Here is a 22534-nt window from a genome sequence, read left to right on the forward strand (position 1 = left end):
GTCGATTTTCGGGGTCGACGCGCCTTCCCGTCTTGGCTAGTATCGGCCGGAAATAGATGTTTAATCCTCAGCAGGGAACAGCTCCAGCCCTTCCCTTCTCTATTCTGCTCAGCGCATTTTTGGCTGTTCACTGATGAAATCACCGGGTGACATAGCGCAATCAATCGACACGGATCAGCCCGGCTTGCGGTCTGGTGCATATCGATACCAGATTGAGGCTGACAGGAGTTCTGCGCTTTGACCGGGCACGAACGCGAGTCAGGGGATACGTGTGAGCGAACAACCGTACAAAACCGAAGAATGGCGCGAAACTCCCACCGTGCCGACCTCGGCGTTCGGATTGTCGGCGGCCCAGCGGGGTATCTGGTTTGCCCAGCACATCGCCGGTAAGGAAATACCCATCTCGATCGCCCACTATGTGGAGTTTGTCGGTGATGTGGATGGCGAGCTGTTGACGGTGTGCAGCCGCCGCGCGGCACGGGAGTTCGGGTCGGGGTTTCTGCGGTTGGCCGAGACCAACGGCGTGCCGTACCAGATGATCGACGACACCCTTGACGAGACGATGCCCCAGATCGACTTCCGTGACTGCCAGGACCCGATCCGGGCGGCGCGGGACTGGATGACTCGCGAGTACACCGCACCGCTGGACATGGTGAGTGGCCGGTTGGTGCACTCGGCGCTCCTGCGGGTAGGAACGGCTCATTACTACTTCTATTCGCGGATCCACCACATCGCCTTGGACGGATACGCGGCGATGACGATAATGCAGCGGGTCGCTGCGCTGTACTCGGCCGGCAAGGCAGGCGACCCGCCCCCTCCGTGCAACGCCGACGACCTGCGCGAGATCGTGCGAGCAGATGCCGAATACCGCGACTCCGAGCGGTTCGCCGCGGATCGTGAGTATTGGCGAGACCACCTTGCCGACGCGCCGGCACCGGTGAGCCTGTCCGGCCGCACCGCCGACGCGGACTCGCATCCCGTCCGAGTCGGCGGTGCCCTCACCGCGGCGACCGCGGCCGCCATGGACGCCATCGCGGCGGCAGCGAATTCACAGGTAGCGCCCGTGGTCGTCGCGGCGTTCGGTGTCTATCTCGCGCGGATGACCGGCGAGGATACGGTCAGCCTGAGTCTGCCGGTATCGGCACGGACCAACGCCTCGCTGCGCCGGTCCGGCGGCATGATCGCCAACGTCGTGCCGTTGCGGCTCGGCATCGGGACCGATCCCACCGTCGGAGCGTTGATACGGTCAGCTCAGCATGAACTGACCGGAGCGCTGCGTCGGCAACGGTATCGCCAGGAGGATATTTTCCGGGATCTCGGTTTCAGCAGCGACCGCGCCGCGTCGTTCGGACCCTCGGTGAACATCATGCCCTCGGACCGGGTCATCGATCTCGGCGGCGTCGTCGGCGACTTGCATGTGCTCACCTCCGGGCTGATCGAGGATCTGTTCGTGAACCTGTATCCGGCCCGGGGTACGGAAACCACACACCTGGACTTTCAGGCGAACCCGAACCTGTACACCGAGGCCGAACTCGGTCGGCACTACCACCGTTTCATCGAGTTCCTGCACGAGTTCGTCACCGCTGGTCTCGATACCCCGGCATCGTCGGTGCCGCTGTTGTCACCCGGTGAACACGCCGCGATCGTGCCCGCCCGCGGGCCTTCCGGATCGCTGCCGGTGCTCCTGCCGGACCTGCTGGCGGCGGGGCCCAGGTCGAACCCGGGCGGGGTGGCCGTGATCGCCGGTGACCGGCGGATGACCTACCGCCAGCTCGATGAACAGTCGAACCGGCTGGCCCGAATGCTGATCAGTGCCGGTGCGGGCCCGGAAACCTCGGTCGCGGTGGCGATGCCGCGATCGGCCGATTCGGTGACGGCGATCTGGGCGGTAGCCAAGACCGGTGCGGCGTTCGTTCCCATCGACCCGCGGTACCCGACCCAGCGGATCGGCCATATGATCGCCGACAGCGGCGCTCGAATCGGGCTCACGGTCACCGCGGCGCGCGACACCTTGCCCGACGAGATCGACTGGCTGGTGATCGACGATCCGGCCCTCGACCACCGGTATGAGACCACACCGGCGTCCTCGATCACCGATGCCGACCGGCTCGCTCCGCTCCATGTCGACAACAGCGCCTACCTGATCTACACATCGGGGTCGACCGGCAAGCCCAAGGGTGTGATCGTCGGTCATCGCGGTCTGATCAACCTGGTGCACAGCGCGATCGGCGATGAGCCGTTGTCCACCCGATCGCGGGTTGCCCAGGTCGCCTCACCGAGCTTCGACGCCTCGATCGAGGAGCTGCTGATAGCTTTCGTGTCGGCAGCGACTGTCGTGGTGGCAGCGCCGGATGCCTATGCCGGAGAACAGCTCACCGCCCTCCTACGGGAACAGCGGGTCAATCGGCTGCACGTGACGCCCGCGGTGCTGGCAACGGTCGATCCGGCCGGGCTGGAAGAACTCGCCTGTGTTGTCGTCGGCGGCGATGTCTGCCCGCCGGAGCTGGTATCCCGGTGGGCACCCCATGTCCGGATCGTCAACAGTTACGGACCCACCGAGACCACGGTCTCGGCCACCTTCAGCGCGGCGATGCGGGCCGACCAGCCGATCACGATCGGCGGCCCGGCCCGCGGAGTGTCGGCAGTGGTGCTCGATCGCAGGCTTGTGCCCGTCCCGGTCGGGGCGGTCGGCGAGCTCTACCTGGCCGGCCCGGGTGTGGCCAGGGGCTACCAGGGGCAGCCAGGCCTGACCGCGGACCGTTTCGTCGCCGATCCATTCGGTTCGGGTGCCCGGATGTACCGCACCGGAGATCTGGTGCGCTGGTCCGGGCTCGACGACCGGGCAACCGAGGGATCGGCGTGGGAACTGTCGCTGGAGTATCTGGGGCGCAGTGACTTCCAGGTCAAGATCCGCGGCGTCCGGATCGAACTCAGTGAGATCGATTCCGTGCTGACCAGCCACGATGCCGTCGACTTCGCCGTCACCGTCGGCGCGCCGACACCGTCGGGCGCGACGATTCTCGTGTCCTATGTGCTGCCGAGCGCGGGCGCCGACATCGATCCCACGGCACTGCAGGCATTCGCCGCGGAACTTCTCCCGCCCACCATGGTGCCTTCGGCGATCACAGTCCTCGATGCGATACCCATGAGCCCGACCGGAAAAGTCGACCGGAAGGCTCTACCGCAGCCAGACCTCACCGCTCCTGCCGGTTCGGGCCGGGCAGCGTCCACGCCGCGCGAGCACATCATCGCCCGGTTGTACGCCGAGCTGCTCGGCGTCGCCACGGTCGGCACCGATGAGAGCTTCTTCGCGCTCGGCGGCGACAGCATCAGCTCAGTGCAACTGGTGGCGCGCGCACGGGCCTTCGGACTCGAGTTCAGCGCTCAGGATGTCTTCGAACACAAGACCGTGGCCGGGCTGGCTGCTGCCGCCACCGACCTCGGGTCTGCGTTGTCGACGCTGCCCGGCGACGTGGGACTCACCCGCACACCGATCGCCTACGAGATGCTCGATCGCGCAGGTGGGATCACTCGCGACGCCCAGGCGCTGCTCCTGACGGTCCCGCACGGAGTCGATCGATCGGTCCTCACGGCAGCCCTGCAGGCTGTCCTCGATCGCCACGACATGCTCCGCGCGATACCACGCACGTCAGGGCCGGATTCCGGCCTCACCGGCGATTGGTTCATCGACATACGGCCGACAGGTGCGGTCCCGGCCGACGACCTGGTCCGGCACGTCACCACGCCCGATGAGCCTATGGCCGTGGCCGACCGCGAACTCGGCTACGCCCTCGATCGGCTGGACCCCGCCGCCGGACATCTGGTGCAGGCCGTGTGGATCGACCCCACCGACGACGAACAGACCGGCCTGCTGTGGCTGGTGGTGCACCAGCTCGCGATCGACGCAACGTCCTGGCCGATCGTCGTGGCCGACCTGGCTGCCGCATGCTCGTCGATCATGGTCGGCGAAGCTCCGGAACTCCAGGCTCCCGTGACGTCGTTGCCTGCCTGGGTACCGGCGCTGGCTGCCGAAGCGCAGACCCCTCGCCGACTCGGCGAGGTAGCGATGTGGCAGCAGGTGATATCCACCCCCGATCCATCCCTCGCCGCTCGGGCCGAGGTACCGCGGTTCGACTCGGCCGAAACCGGTGCCATGCAGGTATTCGTCCCGGTACCGGTGACGGCGGCGCTACTGGGGACGGTGATCGACCGGTTCCACGCCGATGTCGAGCACGCGCTACTAGCCGCGCTGGCCATGGCGGTCACCCGCTGGCGTCATGAGTGCGGCGGCTCAGGCGATTCCCTTCGAGTCATGGTGAACGGCAGCGGCCGCAACGCGGTGGCCGGTGCTGAACTCGACCGCACGGTAGGCGGTTTCGATGCCGCGTATCCAGCGGGTCTCGACCTCACCGGGATCGACCTCGACGACGCGTTCGCCGGTGGTCCCAGCGCCGGCGGTGTACTCAAGACGGTCAAGGAACAGCTGCGCCAGCTCGGCGACGGCGTCGGCTATTCGATGCTGCGCTACCTCTCCGGAGAGCTCGCCGAGATCGCTGCACCGCAGCTGAGTTTCACCTATCTGGGCAATACCGAGGCCTGGCAGCACGACGGCTGGCAGCCGGTGACCTGCACACGGGCCCGCGACCCACAGGCGCGCTCGCGCCAGGAAATCGCTGTCGACACCAGCGTGCGGCACACTGCGGCGGGGACCGAGTTGGCCGCGACCTGGTCCTATCCCGCCGCCCTGTTCAGCGATCAGGAAATCCGCGCACTGGCGGAGCTGTGGCTGTCGGCGCTGCGGGGTTTGGTCGCGGTCACCGGCTCACCGGATATCGGCGGGCATACGCCGTCGGATTTCGCGCTGGTGGCGACCACACAACCCGAGATCGACCGATGGGAACAGCAGTACCCCACCTTGTCGGATGTTTGGCCACTGTCGCCGATGCAAACCGGAATCCTTTTCCACGAGGCCTACGCCGCCGACACCGCCGACGAATACATCGACCAATCCGTGCTGACGATCGCCGGGCCGCTGGATCGCGACCGGCTGCGCGCCGCCGCGCAAACCCTGCTCGACCGCCACGACAGCCTGCGGGTCGCCTTCCAGCACACCGAGTCCGGGCCGCGGCAGCTCGTCGTCGGCGACGTCGAGATCTGCTGGCACGAGCTGGATCTCAGCGAACGGAACGCGCGCGACGACATCGTCGAACGACTACTCGCCGAGGACCGCGCCAGGCGGTTCGACACTGCCGACCCACCGCTGCTGCGGTTTCAGCTGATCCGGACCGATACCGACCGCCACCGACTCGTGGTGACCGGCCACCACATTCTGCTCGATGGCTGGTCGACCCCACTGTTGGTGCGAGAACTCATCGACCTGTACATGGACGGTGCGCGAACAGCACAGCCCGCGCCCGCCCACACCTACCGTGACTACCTGGCGTGGCTGTCCGAAGGTGATACGGCCTCGGCCATCGCCGCGTGGCAAGAGACGCTGGCCGACCTCGATTCCGCCACGAGGGTGACGACCACCGAGCACTGGAAATCGGAAACCGCTGCGAGCGTGGTCCGTTCGGAGCTCGGTGCCCGCGCGACGGCGGCGCTGACCACCACGATCCGCAGGCACGGGGTCACGCTGAACACTGCCGTGCAGGCGTGCTGGGCCATGGTCGTAGCCACGCTCACCGGTCGCACAGACGTGGTATTCGGCTGCGTCGTGTCCGGGCGGCCGCCGCAGGTAGCCGACGTGGAGCACATGCTCGGGCTGTTCATCAACACACTGCCGGTACGCATCCGACTCGACCCGGCCGAAGAATTGTCGCAGTTGCTCACGCGCATCCAACTCGAGCAGAGTCGGTTGCTCGACTATCACCATATCGGGCTCCCCGACATCCACCACGCGGTCGATATGCCCGAGTTGTTCGATACCTTGATCGTGGTCGAGTCCTATCCGGTCGATCACTCGGTGCTGAGCCAGGCGCTCGATGCCGCGGGGCTGAAGGTCCTCGCGGTGGACAGCTCCGACGCAGCACCGTACCCCGTCAACCTGATGGTCGTGCCGGGCGAATCCCTCACGCTCGAGCTGCTGTTCCGTGACGCGGCGATCGACCACGACCAGGCCGACCAGCTACTGGCGCAGGTCGTGCGTTACCTCGAACAGATCGCCGCCGCCCCACAGTCGCGGGTGGCCACCGTGCAGCCTTGTGACTCCGCTGTTCTCCAGGAGTTGACCACCGTGGCAGGCCGGGAGTCGATCTCGGCTCGAACACTGGCCGAGATCCTGGCCGACGCCGCGGCGCGCGACCCGAACGCGACTGCGTTGCGATACGCGGGAATCTCGGTGACCTACCGCGAGCTGGATGAGCAGTCCAACCGCCTGGCACGGGTACTGATCGACGCGGGTGCGCGACCGGAGTCCTGCGTCGCCCTGGCTTTGCACCGCTCGGTCGAATCGGTCACCGCGGTGTGGGCGGTGGCCAAGACTGGCGCCGCCTTCTTGCCGATCGACCCGAAGCACCCGGCCGAGCGGATCGAACTCATGCTCACCGACTCCGGCGCCGCGATCGGCGTGACCACCACCGACATTCGTGACCATCTGCCCGCTGGGCCGCAGTGGCTCGACATCGACGCGACATCGACGACGGAGAGCATCGCCACCGCTTCCGACCGGCCGCTCACCGACGCGGACCGGTTGTCCGAGCTCTGCGTCGACCACCCCGCGTATCTGATCTACACCTCCGGCTCCACCGGAGTCCCCAAGGGCGTCGCCGTCACCCATCGCGGGCTGGCGAATCTGGTCAAGGCCCAACAAGAACGGCTCGGCCTCACCTCCTCGGCACGGGTGTTGCATTGCGCCTCACCCAGTTTCGATGCCGCGGTGTTCGAGCTGTTGATGGCATTCGGATCAGCCGCCCGGCTGGTGGTGGTGCCGCCCACCGTGTTCGGCGGCGACGAACTCGCGGACCTGATCGCCGACGATGAGGTCTCGCACATGGTGATCACCCCCACCGCCTTGGCGACCATGGACCCGGTCGGCCTGGACAGTGTCCGAGTTCTCGCCGTGGCAGGCGAAGAGGCCGGAGCGGAACTCATCACCCGATGGTCGGTCGGCCGGGAGCTGATGAACCTGTACGGACCGACCGAGTCCACCATCTGGGCGACCGGCACCGACCCGCTTTCAGCGGGCGACTCGGTCGCGATCGGAACCGCGGTGCGCGGCACCACAATTCAGGTTCTCGACAGCTGGCTCCGGCCGGTCCCGCTCGGCGTAACAGGTGAGCTGTACCTGGCCGGACCCAGCCTCGCCCGCGGATACCACCGGCGACCGGCCCTGACCGGCACGAGGTTCGTCGCGAATCCGTTCGACAACGGTGCACGGATGTACCGGACCGGCGACCTCGTCCGCTGGACGACGGTCGGCGAGCTCGAGTATGTCGGACGCACCGATTTCCAGGTCAAGATCCGGGGCTTCCGTGTCGAGTTGGGGGAAATCGATGCCGCCCTGATCGCGATCCCTGGGATCGAATTCGCGGTGACGATCGGCTGCGAAGGACCCACCGGGGCAACGGTGTTGGTCTCCTATGTGCAGGCCGCACCGGGTGCCGAGCACAACGCCGATGATCTGACAGCGGCCCTGCGCAGCTCACTGCCCAGCTATATGGTGCCGGCCGCCGTCGAATTCCTGACATCTGTTCCGCGAACGCCGGTGGGCAAACTCGATCGCCGGGCGCTGCCCGCGCCGTCGTTCGACCGGGCGCGGACGCACACACGCGAGCCGGCCACCGAGATAGAGCGACAGCTGTGTGGGTTCTTCGCCCAGACCCTCGGTGTCGAGACGGTGGGCGCGGATGACTCGTTCTTCGGGCTCGGCGGCGACAGCATCATGTCGATCCAGCTGGTTTCGCGCGCGAAAGCCGAGGGCCTGTATCTGTCCCCCCGTGATGTCTTCGAGAATCCCACCGCTGCCGCACTGGCCGAGATCGTCTCCGCTCGCGGCGGCGCCCAGAGCCGCGATTTCGTCGACGAGCTTCCCGGTGGCGGGATCGGCACCGTCGCATTGCCCCCGATCGCACGGTGGCTGATCGAATCCTCGAACGGAGATTTCGACCGGTTCGGTCAAACGATGATGCTCACCCTGCCTGCTGGGATCGACCACCAGTCGATCGCGGCGACGCTGCAGGCCATCTTCGACCATCACGACGCGCTTCGGGCGCGACTGGTCCACGATTCGACCGGCTGGTCCTTGCACGTGGCCCCGCCCGGGTCGGTCGCCGCATCGGCGCTGATCCACCGCGTCGTCGTGGGCGCCGACACGGACTTCGATGTCGTTGTCGCACAAGAAATGTCGGCAGCGGCCGATCGGCTCTTCCCGGAAGCCGGGCTGATGATGCAGGCTGTCTGGTTCGACCCGACCGCCGACGCGGGCGGCGAGCCGCGCCTGTTGCTGGTCGTGCACCACCTCGTCGTGGACGGTGTCTCCTGGCGCACGCTGGTACCGGATCTCGTTGCGGCATGGGGACAGATCAGTGCCGGAGAACGTCCGTCGCTGCCACCGGTCGGCACCTCGTGGCGTCGCTGGACACATGGTCTGGTCGAGGCCGCCGCAACGCGGACGGGTGAGCTCGACCTGTGGCGCCGCATCCTCGAGGGCCCGGATCCGCTGCTCGGAACCCGCGCGCTCGATCCCGCCGTCGACGTGGCCGCCACGGTCGAGGAGGTGCAGGTACAGGTATCGGCGCAGATAACCGAATCGCTCCTGTCCGCCATCCCGGCGACCTATCGCGCCGGCGTCCACGATCCGATGCTGGCCGCGTTGGCGCTCGCGGTGCAGCGTTGGCGCGGCAATCGCGCCGATTCGGTACTGATCGGGCTGGAGGGGCACGGCCGGGAGGAAGACGTGGTCGGCGCGGACCTTTCGCGGACCGTCGGCTGGTTCACCAGTGTTTTCCCGGTGCGTTTCGACCTGTCCGGTATCGACATCGACGACGCGTTCGCGGCCGGTCCGGCCGCTGGTATCACGATCAAACGAGTCAAGGAACAGTTGCGCGCGATACCCGACCACGGTATGGGATTCGGGCTCCTGCGATACCTCGATCCCGCTACCGCAGCGAGCCTGCGTGAGTTCCCGGCCCCGCAGATCAGCTTCAACTATCTGGGCCGCGTCGACGCGGCGGTTCCCCAGGGACCGTGGCTTCCGATCGCCGGACCTGATGCGCTGGGCGCCACCCACAACGACGACATGCCCGCCGGTGCCGTGCTCGCCGTCGACGCACGCACCGAGGACAGCCCGGCCGGGCCGCGACTGACCGCGACCTTGTCGTATCCGACCGGCCTGCTCACCAGGGCGGCGGTGCAGGAATTGGCCGGGTACTGGACACGGGCGATGATCGCCCTCGCCACCCACGCAGAGAGCCCCGCCGCCGGTGGACTGACACCGTCGGATCTGGACCTGGTTCGGGCCAGCCAGACAGACATCGATGCGTGGGAGCACCAGTTCCCGACCCTCACCGATGTCTGGTCGCTGACCCCACTACAAACGGGGCTGCTGTTCCATTCCCGTCTAGCCGCGCACGGCATCGATTTCTACACCGTGCAGATGTCTCTCGACTTGCGCGGACACGTACAAGCGGATCGAATCCGGCGTGCGGGACAGGCACTGATCGATCGGCATCCGAACCTGCGCACCGCAGTCGTCGAACGTGATGACGACCCCGTCCAGATCGTGCTCGAACACGCGACCCTGCCCTTTGCCGAGGACGTCCTCGACCGATCGGATGGCGCGACCACGCAGCGCATGACCGAACTGGCCGGGATCGACCGCACCACACCGTTCGACATGGGCACGCCACCCTTGGTTCGCTTTCGATTGATCACGGTCGCCGACGACCACTGCCGCTTGGTGATCACCGCCCACCATTTCGTCCTCGACGGATGGTCGATGCCGCTGCTGATTCGGGAGTTACTGACGCTCTACGCCATCGATGGGGATGGCTCGGCGTTGCCCCCGGCGCCGCCCTATCGTGAGTTCCTGTCCTGGCTCGCCCGCCGCGACCACACAGCGGCCCAGCAAGCATGGTCGAAAGCTCTTGCCGGACTGGAAGAATCGACCCTGATCGCACCGGCGGCCGACGCACACACACAGTCGCTCACCACACCTCCGACCGTCACTGTGTCAGTCGAGTTGCCCGCGTCTGCCACCGCGGCGATCAATGACCTGTCGCGGGAGCGCGGAATCACGGTGAACACGATCGTGCAATCGGCCTGGGCGATCCTGCTGTCGATATCGACCGGCCGCCGCGATGTCGTCTTCGGGACCACGGTGTCGGGGAGGCCCGGCGAGGTAACCGGGGTCGAATCGATGATCGGACTGTTCATCAACACCGTGCCGGTCCGGGTGCGACTCGATCCCACTGAATCATTGTCCGGACTGCTCAGCCGCGTGCAGGCGCAGCACGCCGCGGTGCTGGATCACCAGCATCTCGGTCTGGCCGATATTCAGCAGGCGGCCGAACTCGGCACACTCTTCGACACCATGACGGTCTTCGAGTCCTACCCGATCGAGCAGCGGGAGTTGCTGCACACCACCGACATCGCCGGAATGCGGGTGAGCGACCTGCACGCCACCGACGACACGCATTACCCGTTGATCCTGCTGGCGATCCCCGGAGAACGGCTCCGGCTCGAGGTGAAGGGCCTGACCGCGACCTTCGATCGCCCTGCGCTCGAACGGATCTCCCAACGACTGGTCCGGGTTCTGGAAGCCTTCGCCGCAACTCCCGACCTACCGAATGCGCGGCTCGATGTGCTGTCCGAGCCGGAGCTGGCCGCGATGACCGCCACGAAGCCGAACCGAATCGAACCGAGAACATTGGCGTCGCTGCTGGCATCCGCCGCGCAGGCCGATCCCGACGGGATCGCGCTGTCCGCGAGTGGGATCGAGCTTTCCTACCGCGATCTCGACGAGCGGTCCAATCGGCTGGCCCGGCTGCTGATTCACCATCAGATCGGTCCGGAAGACGTTGTCGCGGTGGGTATCCGGCGTTCGCTGGAATCGGTGCTGGCCGTATGGGCGATCGCCAAGGCCGGCGCGGCCTTCATGCCGACCGATCCGACCTATCCCGCGGATCGGATCGCGCACATGGTGGCCGACTCGGGGGCCACCGTCGGCCTGACCGTCAGCTCGACGCACGAGACGCTGCCGGAGTCGGTGAAGTGGTTGATCCTCGACGACCCGGCATCGGTCGATGGGTCAGCGTCGATGTCGGCGGCACCGGTCACCGACGAGGAGCGAGTGCGCCCTCTCCACGTCGACCACCCCGCGTATCTGATCTACACCTCCGGCTCCACCGGACTCCCCAAGGGCGTCGCCGTCACCCATCGCGGTCTGGCGAACCTGGTCCTGGCCCAACAAGAACGGCTCGGCCTCACCTCCTCGGCACGCGTGTTGCATTGCGCCTCACCCAGTTTCGACGCCGCGGTATTCGAGCTGTTGATGGCATTCGGATCCAGCGCCCAGCTGGTGGTATCGCCGCCCACCGTGTTCGGCGGCGACGAACTCGCCAACCTGATCAGCAGCCATCAGGTCTCGCACATGGTGATCACCCCCACCGCCTTGGCGACCATGGACCCGGTCGACCTGGAATGCGTGCGAGTCCTCGCAGTGGCAGGCGAAGCGGTCGGATCGGAACTCATCACCAGGTGGTCTGTCGGCCGGGAGATGCTGAACCTGTACGGGCCGACCGAGTCCACGATCTGGGCGACCGGCACCGATGCGATCGCAGCGGGCGAGTCCGTATCGATCGGAACCGAGGTGCGTGGCACCACAGTGCACGTTCTCGACAGTTGGCTCCGGCGGGTCCCGCTCGGCGTGACAGGTGAGCTGTACTTGGCCGGGCCCAGCCTCGCCCGGGGATACCACCGGCGACCGGCCCTGACCGGCACGCGGTTCGTCGCGAATCCGTTCGACAACGGTGCACGGATGTACCGGACCGGTGACCTCGTCCGCTGGACGACGGCCGGCGAACTCGAGTACGTCGGACGCTCGGACCTCCAGGTGAAGGTCCGTGGGGTCCGGATCGAACTCGGCGAGGTCGACGCCGCCCTCACCGCTCATGCCGGGGTCGATTTCGCGGTGACCATCGGCCACGAGGCCCAGCCCGGCACCACCGTGCTGGCAGCCTACGTCGTCCTCGCCGATGATCGCGCTCCCGATCTGGGAGAGCTGCGCAAGTTCCTGTCCACCCGGCTGCCCGTCCATATGCTGCCCGCGTCGATCACGGTGCTCGACGCGATTCCACGGACACTCACCGGAAAACTGGACCGCAGGGCACTGCCCGAACCGATACTTCTGCCGACACCGTTCCGGGCGCCGATGACACCGATCGAGAGAAGTGTCGCCGACGCGTTCGCCCAGGTCCTGGATACCCCCAAGGTCGGGTTGGACGATGATTTCTACCAACTGGGCGGTAATTCCCTGCTCGCCACCCGCGTCGTGGACCAGCTTCGACGCGAACTCGACACCGACGTGGCGGTGCTGTGGATGTTCACCGAACGCACGGTCGAACAGCTGGCGCGGCGGATCGTCACCGCGGCGGCCATGCCCGGCATGGGTTCGGTCGATTCCGCCGGCACGCCACTGGCCGTACAGCTGCCGATCCGCACCGAGGGTGAGCTGCCACCGCTGTTCTGCATTCACCCGGCCTCGGGGCTGGCCTGGTCCTATGCCGGTCTGTCCCAGCTCATGACGCCCGGCAGACCGATCTATGGGCTGCAGTCCCCCGAGCTGACCGGCGACGGGGACCCACCCGAGTCGATCGACGCGTACGCCGACCGCTATGTGCGCGAGATCCGGGCCCGCCAACCGCACGGACCATACAACGTGCTCGGATGGTCATTCGGCGGCTTCATCGCCCATGCCGTGGCAGCACGGCTGCAACAGCAGGGTGAATCCGTTGCCCTACTCGCGGTGCTCGACGCCGATCTCGCGGTGCGTGATGCCGATCCGGGCGCGCCACTCACGCCCGGCGAGTTCGTCCACGAGTTCGGCGCGACCCTCGGCTTCGAGTCGATCCCGGCACAGATGTCAGCCACCGAGGCCGCTGCGCTGATCAACAATTCGATCGGTGGACAGCTCGTCGAACCGATCCATATCGAGCGGCTGGCCGACTCCTACAATCGATCGGCTCGGCTGGTCGCCGGTTATCTGCCGCCGGTCTTCGACGGAAACCTGCTGTACTTCACCGCCCTTCGGGATGCCGACGACCCCGACCGGGGCGTCGGCAATTGGCGGCCCTTCGTCACCGGCTTCCTGCGCAATGTCGTGGTCGATACCGACCACGACGCGATGACCACCCCGCAAGTGCTTCCCGAGATCGCCACGGTGGTCGACAGTTATCTCTCGATCGTGCCTGAGAAATCGTGACTACGACCAATCCCGAACGGTCCACGCTCGGGCAATGGTGGGTACTGACGCGTCGATTGATCGCACCCTCGTTGCGCAACGGCGAGATCGCGTTGTCGATCATCACGCCGGTGGTGTTCACCCTCGGGTTCTATGTCCCGCTGAACTTGGTGATGACGGTCTTCGGGCACGGACTCAGTAGCTACGCGCAATTTCTCATGCCGATGATCGTGTTGCAGGCGATCGCGTTCACCTCGATCGCTGCCGCGTTCCGGGCGGCCTCCGACGCGACAGGGGGGATCAATCGCAGGTTCGCCACCATGCCGATCGGCGTCGCGACGCCGCTGGCAGCACGAATGTCGGCCAATATGCTCCGCTGCGGCGTCGCGTTGATCGCCGCGATCGTGTGCGGATACGTGATCGGGTTCCGCTTCGACCGCGGTCCTGTTCCGGCGATCGGTTTCTGTCTGTTCGCGATGCTCGTCGGTGCGGCGCTCTCGCTCGGAGCCGATGTGCTCGGGACGATCTCGAAGAGTCCGGAGGCAACCACACAGGCGCTCACGCTCCCGCAATTGATTCTCGGCATGCTCTCCGTCGGGTTCGCGCCGGCACAACAATTCCCGCAGTGGATTCAGCCCTTCGTGCGAAATCAGCCGATCTCGCAGTTCGCGTCCGCGCTACGCGTTCTCGCCGGCGATACCACCGCCGGTGTCGCCGCGGTCACGTGGTCGGTGATGGGTCCACCGCTGGCCTGGGCTGTCGGATTGATCGTGGTCTTCGTGCCGGTGGCGACGTTTCTGATAGCGAGAAGGCCGTGATGGCGTCACTGAGTATCGAGTCCGAACCCGCACTGACATCGGCGCGGCGATTTCCGTCACCGTCGCATTCGCGGTTGCGGCGGGAGAATTCGATCCACGCTCTGATCGTGCAGACGCTCGTCCAAACTCGGCAGTTGTTGCTGCGCTGGTCCCGCGATCCGATCATGGTCTTACAGGCGCTGGTCTTCCCTGCTTTGCTACTCGTGATTCTCAATACCGTCCTGGGCCGACAGATCTCGGCCTTCGCGGGAAACAATGCCCTCTACGGTTCGGTGCCGATGGTGACACTTGTCGCGGCGATGTCAGGAGCCACCGCCGGTGCTGTCTCACTCGGCCGCGATCGTGACAACGGCTGGCTGGCTCGACTCTGGGTCCTGCCGGTACATCGCGCATCGGGGCTATCGGCGCGGATCGCCGCGGAAATCGTGCGGATCGCGGTCACCACGCTCGTGATCGCGGGCACGGGTCTCGCGCTCGGGTTCCGTTTCCAGCAGGGTATTCCCGCCGCGGTGGCTTGGCTGCTCGTGCCGGTGTTGTTCGGCGCGGCGTACGCCACATTCGTTACGGCTATCGCGGTACACACCGCCGAAACCACCCTGGTGGTGGAGGGCGTGACCCTGATCAGTTCGCTGCTGATGTTCTTCTGCACGGGATTCGTACCGCTGGCCGCGTATCCGCAGTGGGCTCAACCGCTGGTCGAACACCAGCCGATGACCTATGCGATCGAGACGATGCGCGGTTTGGCCCTCGGTGGTGAGGTGCGGGGGCCGCTGACCGGAATCGCCCTGTGGACGGTGGGCGCGATCGCGGTATTCGCCATCCCCGCCGTCCGTGGCTATCGGCGCGCGTCCCGGCGCTGATCGGTGATCACCCCGGAAATCGACGCGGTCGCCGCAACTTCTCCATCGAGTGTGTTGCGGCGACCGCTCTACCGGGATGCGGTTCAGTCCTCGTAGGCATCCAGGGGCGGGCACGAACACACCAGATTGCGGTCACCGAACGCACCGTCGATGCGCCGCACCGACGGCCACACCTTCGGGCGGGCATGGCCGACCCCGCGCGGATACACCGCGGTCTCACGGCTGTAGGGGTGCTCCCACTCGGCGACCAGGCTGGCCGCGGTGTGCGGTGCGCCGCGCAGCGGGTTGTCGGTCACCGGCCACACCCCGGCGGCCACCTGGTCGATCTCGCCACGGATGGCGATCATGGCGGCGATGAACTCGTCGATCTCCTCGAGGTTCTCGCTCTCGGTGGGTTCCACCATCAAGGTGCCCGCGACCGGGAAACTCATCGTCGGCGCGTGGAAACCGTAGTCGGCCAGCCGCTTGGCCACGTCGTCGACGGTGACGCCGGTCTGCTTGGTGATCTCGCGCAGATCCAGGATGCACTCGTGGGCGACCATGCCGTTCTCGCCGGTGTAGAGCACCGGGAAGAAGGCGTCGAGGCGGCGGGCGATGTAGTTGGCCGATGCGATCGCGGTCAGGGTCGCCGCGCGCAGGCCCTCGGCGCCCATCATGCGAATGTAGGCCCAGGTGATCGGCAGGATCGAAGCGGAGCCGTAGTTGGCCGCCGACACCGCGTGCGAACCGGCTTCCAGCGGGTCACCGGGCAGGTACTGCGCCAGGTGCGCGCCGACCGCGACCGGGCCCACGCCGGGACCGCCGCCGCCGTGCGGGATACAGAAGGTCTTGTGCAGATTCAGGTGGCTCACATCGCCGCCGAACCTGCCCGGACGGGCAAGGCCGACAAGGGCATTGAGGTTCGCGCCGTCGACGTACACCTGGCCACCCGCATCGTGCACGAGCGCGCACAGCTCGGCGACCTCGTGCTCGTAGACGCCGTGGGTGGACGGGTAGGTGATCATGATGCAGGCCAGCCGGTCGGCGTGGTCGGCGATCTTGGCGCGCAGGTCGTCGAGGTCGACGTCACCGTTCGCGCGGCACTTCACCACCTCGACGCGCATGCCGACCATCGCCGCCGAGGCCGCGTTGGTGCCGTGCGCGCTGGAGGGAATCAGGCAGGTGTCGCGGTGGTCGTCGCCACGATCGAGGTGGTAGCGGCGGATCGCGAGCAGGCCCGCGTACTCGCCCTGGCTACCGGCGTTGGGCTGCAGGCTCACCGCGTCGTAGCCGGTGATCTCGGCCAGCCACTGCTCGAGGTTGCCGATCAGCTTGCGGATACCCGGGGTGTCCTCGGTGGGCGCGAAGGGGTGCAAGCGGGCGAATCCGGGCCAGGTGATCGGCTCCATCTCCGCGGTGGCGTTGAGCTTCATCGTGCATGAACCGAGCGGAATCATGCTGCGGTCCAAGGCGATGTCCTTGTCCGAGAGCGCGCGCAGGTAGCGCAGCATGGCGGTCTCGGTGTGGTGGCGGGTGAACGCCGGGTGGGTCAGGTAGTCCGAGGTGCGCGTCTCGACCGTGGTGAGCTCGGTGCCCGTGCCCGCGTCGGGAGTCAGTGCGGTGCCGAAGGATTCGACCACGGCGGCGACATGCGCGTCGGTGGTGGCCTCGTCGCAGGCGATCGCGACATGGTCCGCGTCGACCAGGCGCAGGTTGATGCCCTTCGACTTCGCCTTGGCGACAACGGCTTCCGCACCACCGGGCACGTGAGCGAGCACCGTGTCGAAGAAGGCGCCGTGCACGAGGGCGCCACCGAGACCGGTCGCGACAGCGGCGGCGTGCTCGTGCACCCGGCGTGCGATGGCGCGCAGCCCGTTGGCACCGTGGTAGCTCGCATACATCGCGGCGACGATGGCCAGCAGCACCTGGGCGGTACAGATATTGGAGGTGGCCTTCTCCCGACGGATGTGCTGCTCACGCGTCTGCAGCGCCAGCCGATACGCGGGCGCGCCGTCGGCATCGACGGACACACCGACCAGGCGGCCGGGCAGCTGACGAGCGAAGGCGGTACGCACGGCGAGGTAACCCGCGTGCGGGCCACCGAAGCCCATCGGCACACCGAAGCGCTGGGTGGTGCCGAAGCAGACATCGGCGCCCTGGTCGCCAGGCGGGGTGGCCAGCGTCATGGCGAGCAGATCGGCGCCCGCGGCGACCAGCGCGCCACGCTCGTGGGCGGCGGCGAACAGCGAGGTCCAGTCGACGATGCGGCCCGACGCGCCCGGCGTCTGCACGATCACGCCGAAGAACTCGCCCTCGGGCAGCACACTGGTGGGCAGGTCGGCCTCGACGATCTCGATGCCGAGCGGCTCGGCCCTGGTGCCGATGATGGTCTTGGTCTGCGGGAACAGGTCGGCGTCGATCAGGAGCCGGTTCGACTTCGACTTGCCCGCGCGGCGCAGCAGCGTCATCGCCTCGGCCGCGGCGGTGGCCTCGTCGAGCATGGAGGCGTTCGCGACGTCCATGCCGGTCAGATCCGACACCATGGTCTGGAAGTTGAGCAGCGCCTCGAGCCTGCCCTGGCTGATCTCGGGCTGGTACGGGGTGTAGGCGGTGTACCAGGCGGGGTTCTCGAGCAGATTGCGCACCAGCACCGGCGGGGTGAGGGTGTCGTAGTAGCCGAGGCCGATCATCGAGGTGGCGACGGTGTTCGCGTGCGCCAGCGCGGCCAGTTCCTCGAGCACCTCGTGCTCGGAGGCGGGCGCGGGCAGTGCGCCGAGGCCGGACTCGTCGAGGATCGTGGCGGGCAGCGCCGTGGTCGCGAGTGCGTCGATGGACTCGACGCCGATGGTCGCGAGGATCCGGGCGAGTTCGTCGGAATCGGGTCCGATGTGGCGGTCGGCGAACGAACGGGTCACGGGCAGCTCCAGGTCGGGCGGGTCGACCTCGTGGTCGACGGGTACCAGCCCTCCCCCTCTGTCTGTGCGCCTGAGAGATTCGGAAACCCGGTCCCCCGAAATGGGTAAGACCGTGTCCCTTTCCCCGTGGGCGGGCAGCCGGATGCCACCGCTTTCCAGAGGCGTCGAATCACCGTGCGGTCCCTGTTGCCTGAGAGATTGACGGGGAGGTGCTGCTCCTTCGGCGCCCCGATTCTCGCGAACCGAGGACTCTCCCGCACGGCGGCGACGCCCGTCCAGTCTAATGGCAGACAAACCCCCGCAGCACCACCGCGACCCCGCTCAGGGTGTAGCGCTCGTCACCCACACGCACTACAGGCTGGTGGGGTCGCCGAACACGGCTCCGCTGTCGTCGACTTGGGGTGTTCTGGTTTGCACGTAGGTGTATTGGCGGATGGTGACCGGGCCCACGCAGTTGTCGACTTTGATGTGGAAGTCGCGGGTCACGATCCGCACGGTCTCGCCCGGGATGAGCGGCTTGCCCTCCCCGATATCGACGTTGGTGATGTCGCCGGGTTGCAGTTCCAATTCCAGGAACAGACCCGGGTCCAACAGGATGGACGGGAGGATGCCGTTGAACTCCTGCACCTGGGCCGATTCGAACTCCTGGGATTGCCCGGATTCCTGCGTCTGGGACTGCACCGACTCGCCGGAACTCGACCGCTCGACGGTCTCCGACTGCGCCTGCTCCGTCGCCTGCCGCTGCGCCTGCTCCGTCGCGTAGTTCTGCTGCGGCCCCTCGAGCCCGAATTCGGTAGTGGGATCGATGCCGGGGGTCACGGCACCGATTTTGGCCGCACAGCCGACGGAGTATCCGGTCTTGAGCACGCCCTCGGCCTGCCCGTCGAGCCGTCCGTACGCGACGGTGGAGACCAACGCTTCCCGGCTGGTGGGGACGCTGTTCAACGGCGCGATTCGATTGATGACCTCATCGTGGGTGCCGACGGTGAAACTGCCCATATCCGACTCGAAAGTCTTCTCGTGCGGTGGCAGATTGACGCTATCGGCATGTGCGGTCGGCTGCGACAGAATGGCCAGCGCTGAGGCGATGAAACTCACTCTCCAGATGATTCGCAACATGACCCCGGACACTAGTGAATCCGACGGCTGTTTCCCCTGCGTCGCGCGGGCGCGTGTCCCGACCGATGCGGCTTCTTGTTCCCTCGTTCATCCGGCACCACACCGGTTCGAGCAGGTGATGCGGTCAGCGCTCGTGACTACCCGGTCTTGCGGTTCTCCCGAACCTTGCGGCGGAAGGACAGTTCGTCCTCGGGACGGTCGGTGATCGCGGTGGCCCGCTCGGCGGGGAAATCCGCGATCGCGCCGGTCAGTTCCCGCATCGCGCCACCCACGGCGATGCCGAAGACGCCCTGGCCGCCCTGCAGTAAATCGACCACTTCCTCGGGCGAGGAGCACTCGTACACCGAGGTTCCGTCGGAGAACAGGGTGATCCCGGCGAGATCGCCGACGCCACGACTGCGCAGGTGATCGACGGCGATCCGGATGTTCTGTAAAGAGATGCCCGCGTCCAGCAGCCGCTTCACGATCTTGAGGACAAGGATGTCCTTGAACGAGTACAGCCGCTGACTGCCCGACCCCGCCGCACCACGAATCGATGGCACGACCAGCCCGGTACGGGCCCAATAATCGAGCTGACGGTAGGTGATACCGGCGACCTGGCAGGCGCTCGGCACCCGGTAGCCGACCAGATCATCCGGAACCGAGTCGTCCGGGAACAAGCCAGGCTGTACGACATCCTGCGTTTGTTCTTCCACTGATCGCTCCTTCTGCCGACGTTCTCGGGTCGGAGTCACGACGGATGTTGCCCGACTTTCGAGGTTACTCCTGCCATTGTCGGACCTGCGGTGCAGTCGCACCAAGCACCAAACGCCGCGATTCCCTGGACCTCTACTTAAGGTTTAGAAGATCGTGATCAGCTGTCGGTCGCCTTGAAGTCGTCGGGCGAAACCGACTCGAGGAACTCCTTGAACTTCTCCACCTCGTCCTCCCGCTCGTCGGGCATCACCAGTCCCGCCTCGGCGAGGACCGGTTCCTCGGCGTAGATCGGGCACCCCACGCGCAAGGCGATCGCCACCGAGTCGGAAGGTCGCGCCGAGACCCGCAGGTCGCCGTCGAAGACCAGGTCGGCGTAGAAGGTGCCCTCCTGCAGATCCACGATCCGCACTTCCTTGAGTGTGTGTCCCAGCTCCGTGATCAGAATCTTGATCAGATCGTGAGTGAGCGGACGGATCGGCGTGACCCCCTCCTGCTCGAGCACGATCGCGGTGGCCTCGGCCTGCCCGATCCAGATCGGCAGATACCGCTCCCCCGAAGCCTCCCGCAGCAGCAGCACGGGCTGGTTCTGTGGCTGCTCCACACGGATGCCGATAACACGCATCTCGCTCATGAGTAAGTCCTGCCTCCCATACTCGGCCGCCGGCCGGCACGACAGCTGCACAGCTCGCCGTATCAACGAGTCTAGGCGAATTCTGGGGCGCGGAAGGAAGACGTTCGAGCCGAAATCGGTGTGTAGCCGGGGCGATACCTGATCACCCGGCCGGGTGTGTCAGCCGCCGAGGGCCGTGCGTACCGCGGCTTTCACCAGTGCGGCGTGCAGGTTCAGCGATAGTGCCGCGAGTTCGCGGACGGTCTCTTCCGCGCGTGCGCGCGCGTCGGCATCGCGACTCTTCGCGATGGGCGCGGCGATCTGTGCGATCAGCGCTGCCTCACGGTCGGCGGCCAGTTTGAAGGCACGCAGATGACGGGCTTCCAAGCCGAATTCGGCCATCGCTTTCGCGGCGTGTGCGAGCGTCACCGCATCGGACTCGAAGAATCCGCCGGCGCCGGGGACGATGAGTCCCGCGCGCAGCAGATCGTCGAGGAAACGATCGTCGATATCGGCCTTGGCGAGCAGATCCGTCCTGGTGAGCCGCACGCCGACATCGACGCGCAGTTCCTCGGGCCTGATCTCACCGGGAACGATACCGAGGCGGCGCGGCACGGCCGGGCTCGCCGGCTCATCGTCGGCATCCGCGGAGCCGGACACACCGTGCCCGGCTTCCGCGGACCCGTGGTGGGAGTGCGCGCGGGCGCGCGCTTCACGCACGCCCATCGTCGCCGCACCACTGTCGATCGCTTCCAACTGCTCCTTGATCACCTTCAACGGCAGGTACTGATCGCGTTGGGCGGTCAGTACGAAACGCAGCCGTTCGTAGTCGGAAACCGAGAACCGCCGGTATCCCGACGGCGTCCGTTCCGGCCGGATCAGGCCCTCGGATTCGAGGAACCGGATCTTGGAGATGGTGATGTCAGGAAAATCTGGTCGCAGCAGGTCGAGTACGGAGCCGATCGACATTCCTCCGCGCGCCCACTGCGCCGCCCCTGTCACAGCACTGTGCCCTTCGCGGGCACCAGTACCGTTGGGGTCACCGCGACCCCGCGCCCGACGCCGATTCGTTCGCCTGCGCGCGCGGACCGGTCAGGAAGACCAGCCGGAACTTGCCGATCTGGACCTCGTCGCCGTTCTGCAGCTCCGAGGAGTCCACCGGCTCCCGGTTGACGTAGGTGCCGTTGAGGCTGCCCACATCGACGACCTGGAACGAGTCGTCGTCCTGACGGAACTCGGCATGCCGACGGCTGACGGTGACGTCGTCGAGAAAGATGTCACTGTCGGGATGGCGGCCGGCCGAAGTGGTCGGCTGATCCAGCAGGAAACGCGAGCCCGCGTTCGGGCCACGCTTGACCACCAGGAGGGCCGCGCCGGCCGGCAGGCCCTCGACGCCCTGAACCGGCTGTTCGCCGGTCGGCTCTGCGGAGCGCGACGCGTCGACCTCGTTGAGGAAGTCCGCGCGGAAGACCGACGTCGTCTCGGCCGCGGTTTCCCCGTAACCCGGGTCCCTGTTCTCGCTCACCGTTTCTCTCCTCCTCGAACCTGATTATCCATGCAAGCAGGTGCTGTATTCGGCGACACGACCGGCGCGATCACATCGCCAGGAAAGTTCCCGGCGTCGATTCCCCGACGTATCCGCTTGGCTTTGACCGTACCCTGCCGGGGCGTGCCCGTGCAGGGAGAACTGTGAAGGCTGCGTCAGCCCCCGATAACTCCTTGGTAACCCGCTGCATCCAGCAGTTCACCGAGGGCGGAATCCAGGGTTGCCTCGTCGTCGAACGCGAGCTCGAACAACCAGCCCGCGTCGTAGGGATCGGTGTTGAGCGTCTCCGGTGACTGCACCAGATCCTCGTTCACCGCAACGACTTTGCCGCTGAGCGGAGCGTAGATGTCGGACACGCTCTTGGTCGACTCGACCTCGGCGATGCTCTCGCCGATGGTCACATCCTTGTCGACGTCGGGCAGTTGGACGAACACGACGTCACCCAGCTGTGACTGGGCGTAATCGGTGATGCCGACACGGACCGCCGTGGGGCTGGTCCGCCGCACCCATTCGTGCTCTTCGGTGTAGCGCAGTTCCTCAGGGGTCCGGGTCACAGGACGTCCTTTCATCGTCGACGTTGCACGCAACAGTA

10 protein-coding genes and 1 riboswitch are annotated in these 22534 nt (G+C 66.6%); of the genes, 3 read left to right on the forward strand and 7 right to left on the reverse strand.

What is annotated here, in order from left to right:
• Positions 1–271 precede the first annotated feature (271 nt).
• The 3 genes from ACFWO8_RS14885 to ACFWO8_RS14895 are packed head-to-tail and all read left to right on the forward strand — an operon-like array spanning position 272 to position 15077.
• Positions 272–13420 carry an amino acid adenylation domain-containing protein gene (locus ACFWO8_RS14885; RefSeq protein WP_378950086.1) on the forward strand — a complete coding sequence of 4383 codons (13149 nt, stop codon included), beginning with the start codon at positions 272–274 and terminating at the stop codon, positions 13418–13420.
• Positions 13417–14217: an ABC transporter permease gene (locus ACFWO8_RS14890; RefSeq protein ID WP_378950088.1), complete on the forward strand. Its 801-nt coding sequence runs from the start codon at positions 13417–13419 to the stop codon at positions 14215–14217. The genes ACFWO8_RS14885 and ACFWO8_RS14890 overlap by 4 nt, the downstream gene beginning before the upstream one ends.
• Complete coding sequence (locus ACFWO8_RS14895; RefSeq protein ID WP_378950091.1) at positions 14217–15077, forward strand: ABC transporter permease; 861 nt, start codon at positions 14217–14219, stop codon at positions 15075–15077. Before ACFWO8_RS14890 ends, ACFWO8_RS14895 begins: the two co-directional genes overlap by 1 nt.
• Before the next feature lie 83 nt (positions 15078–15160).
• Here the strand turns inward: ACFWO8_RS14895 and gcvP are convergent, their stop codons facing one another.
• From gcvP to gcvH, 7 genes are all read right to left on the reverse strand, one after another.
• Positions 15161–17971 (reverse strand): aminomethyl-transferring glycine dehydrogenase, encoded by a 2811-nt coding sequence (gene gcvP, locus ACFWO8_RS14900; protein ID WP_378950094.1) that lies wholly within the window; start codon positions 17969–17971, stop codon positions 15161–15163.
• A gap of 167 nt (positions 17972–18138) precedes the next feature.
• Positions 18139–18238, reverse strand: a riboswitch (glycine riboswitch).
• Positions 18239–18322: 84 nt separating this feature from the next.
• Positions 18323–19069 (reverse strand): MspA family porin, encoded by a 747-nt coding sequence (locus tag ACFWO8_RS14905; protein WP_378950096.1) that lies wholly within the window; start codon positions 19067–19069, stop codon positions 18323–18325.
• Between the two features lie 158 nt (positions 19070–19227).
• The gene (locus ACFWO8_RS14910) at positions 19228–19785 is read right to left on the reverse strand and encodes a MerR family transcriptional regulator (RefSeq protein WP_378950098.1); all 558 of its coding nucleotides are present in this window, start codon (positions 19783–19785) and stop codon (positions 19228–19230) included.
• A 158-nt stretch (positions 19786–19943) separates the two neighbouring features.
• Positions 19944–20417, reverse strand: coding sequence for a bifunctional nuclease family protein (locus ACFWO8_RS14915; RefSeq protein ID WP_067446263.1), 474 nt, complete (start codon positions 20415–20417; stop codon positions 19944–19946).
• 159 nt (positions 20418–20576) lie between these two features.
• Entirely contained in the window at positions 20577–21365 is a 789-nt protein-coding gene (locus ACFWO8_RS14920) for a MerR family transcriptional regulator (RefSeq protein ID WP_378950100.1), read from the reverse strand.
• A gap of 70 nt (positions 21366–21435) precedes the next feature.
• The gene (locus ACFWO8_RS14925) at positions 21436–21921 is read right to left on the reverse strand and encodes an FHA domain-containing protein (protein ID WP_056817657.1); all 486 of its coding nucleotides are present in this window, start codon (positions 21919–21921) and stop codon (positions 21436–21438) included.
• Positions 21922–22097: 176 nt separating this feature from the next.
• Positions 22098–22496, reverse strand: a complete 399-nt coding sequence (gene gcvH / locus ACFWO8_RS14930) for a glycine cleavage system protein GcvH (protein WP_378950103.1) — start codon at positions 22494–22496, stop codon at positions 22098–22100.
• Positions 22497–22534 lie beyond the last annotated feature (38 nt).

This window comes from Nocardia sp. NPDC058480 (assembly GCF_042720495.1).
Classification (GTDB): Bacteria; Actinomycetota; Actinomycetes; order Mycobacteriales; family Mycobacteriaceae; genus Nocardia.

Coding starts and splice junctions, on each gene's coding strand:
- ACFWO8_RS14915 (WP_067446263.1), bottom strand. CDS start 20,417: ATGAGCGAGATGCGTGTTATCGGCATCCGTGTGGAGCAGCCACAGAAC.
- ACFWO8_RS14895 (WP_378950091.1), top strand. CDS start 14,217: ATGGCGTCACTGAGTATCGAGTCCGAACCCGCACTGACATCGGCGCGG.
- ACFWO8_RS14920 (WP_378950100.1), bottom strand. CDS start 21,365: ATGTCGATCGGCTCCGTACTCGACCTGCTGCGACCAGATTTTCCTGAC.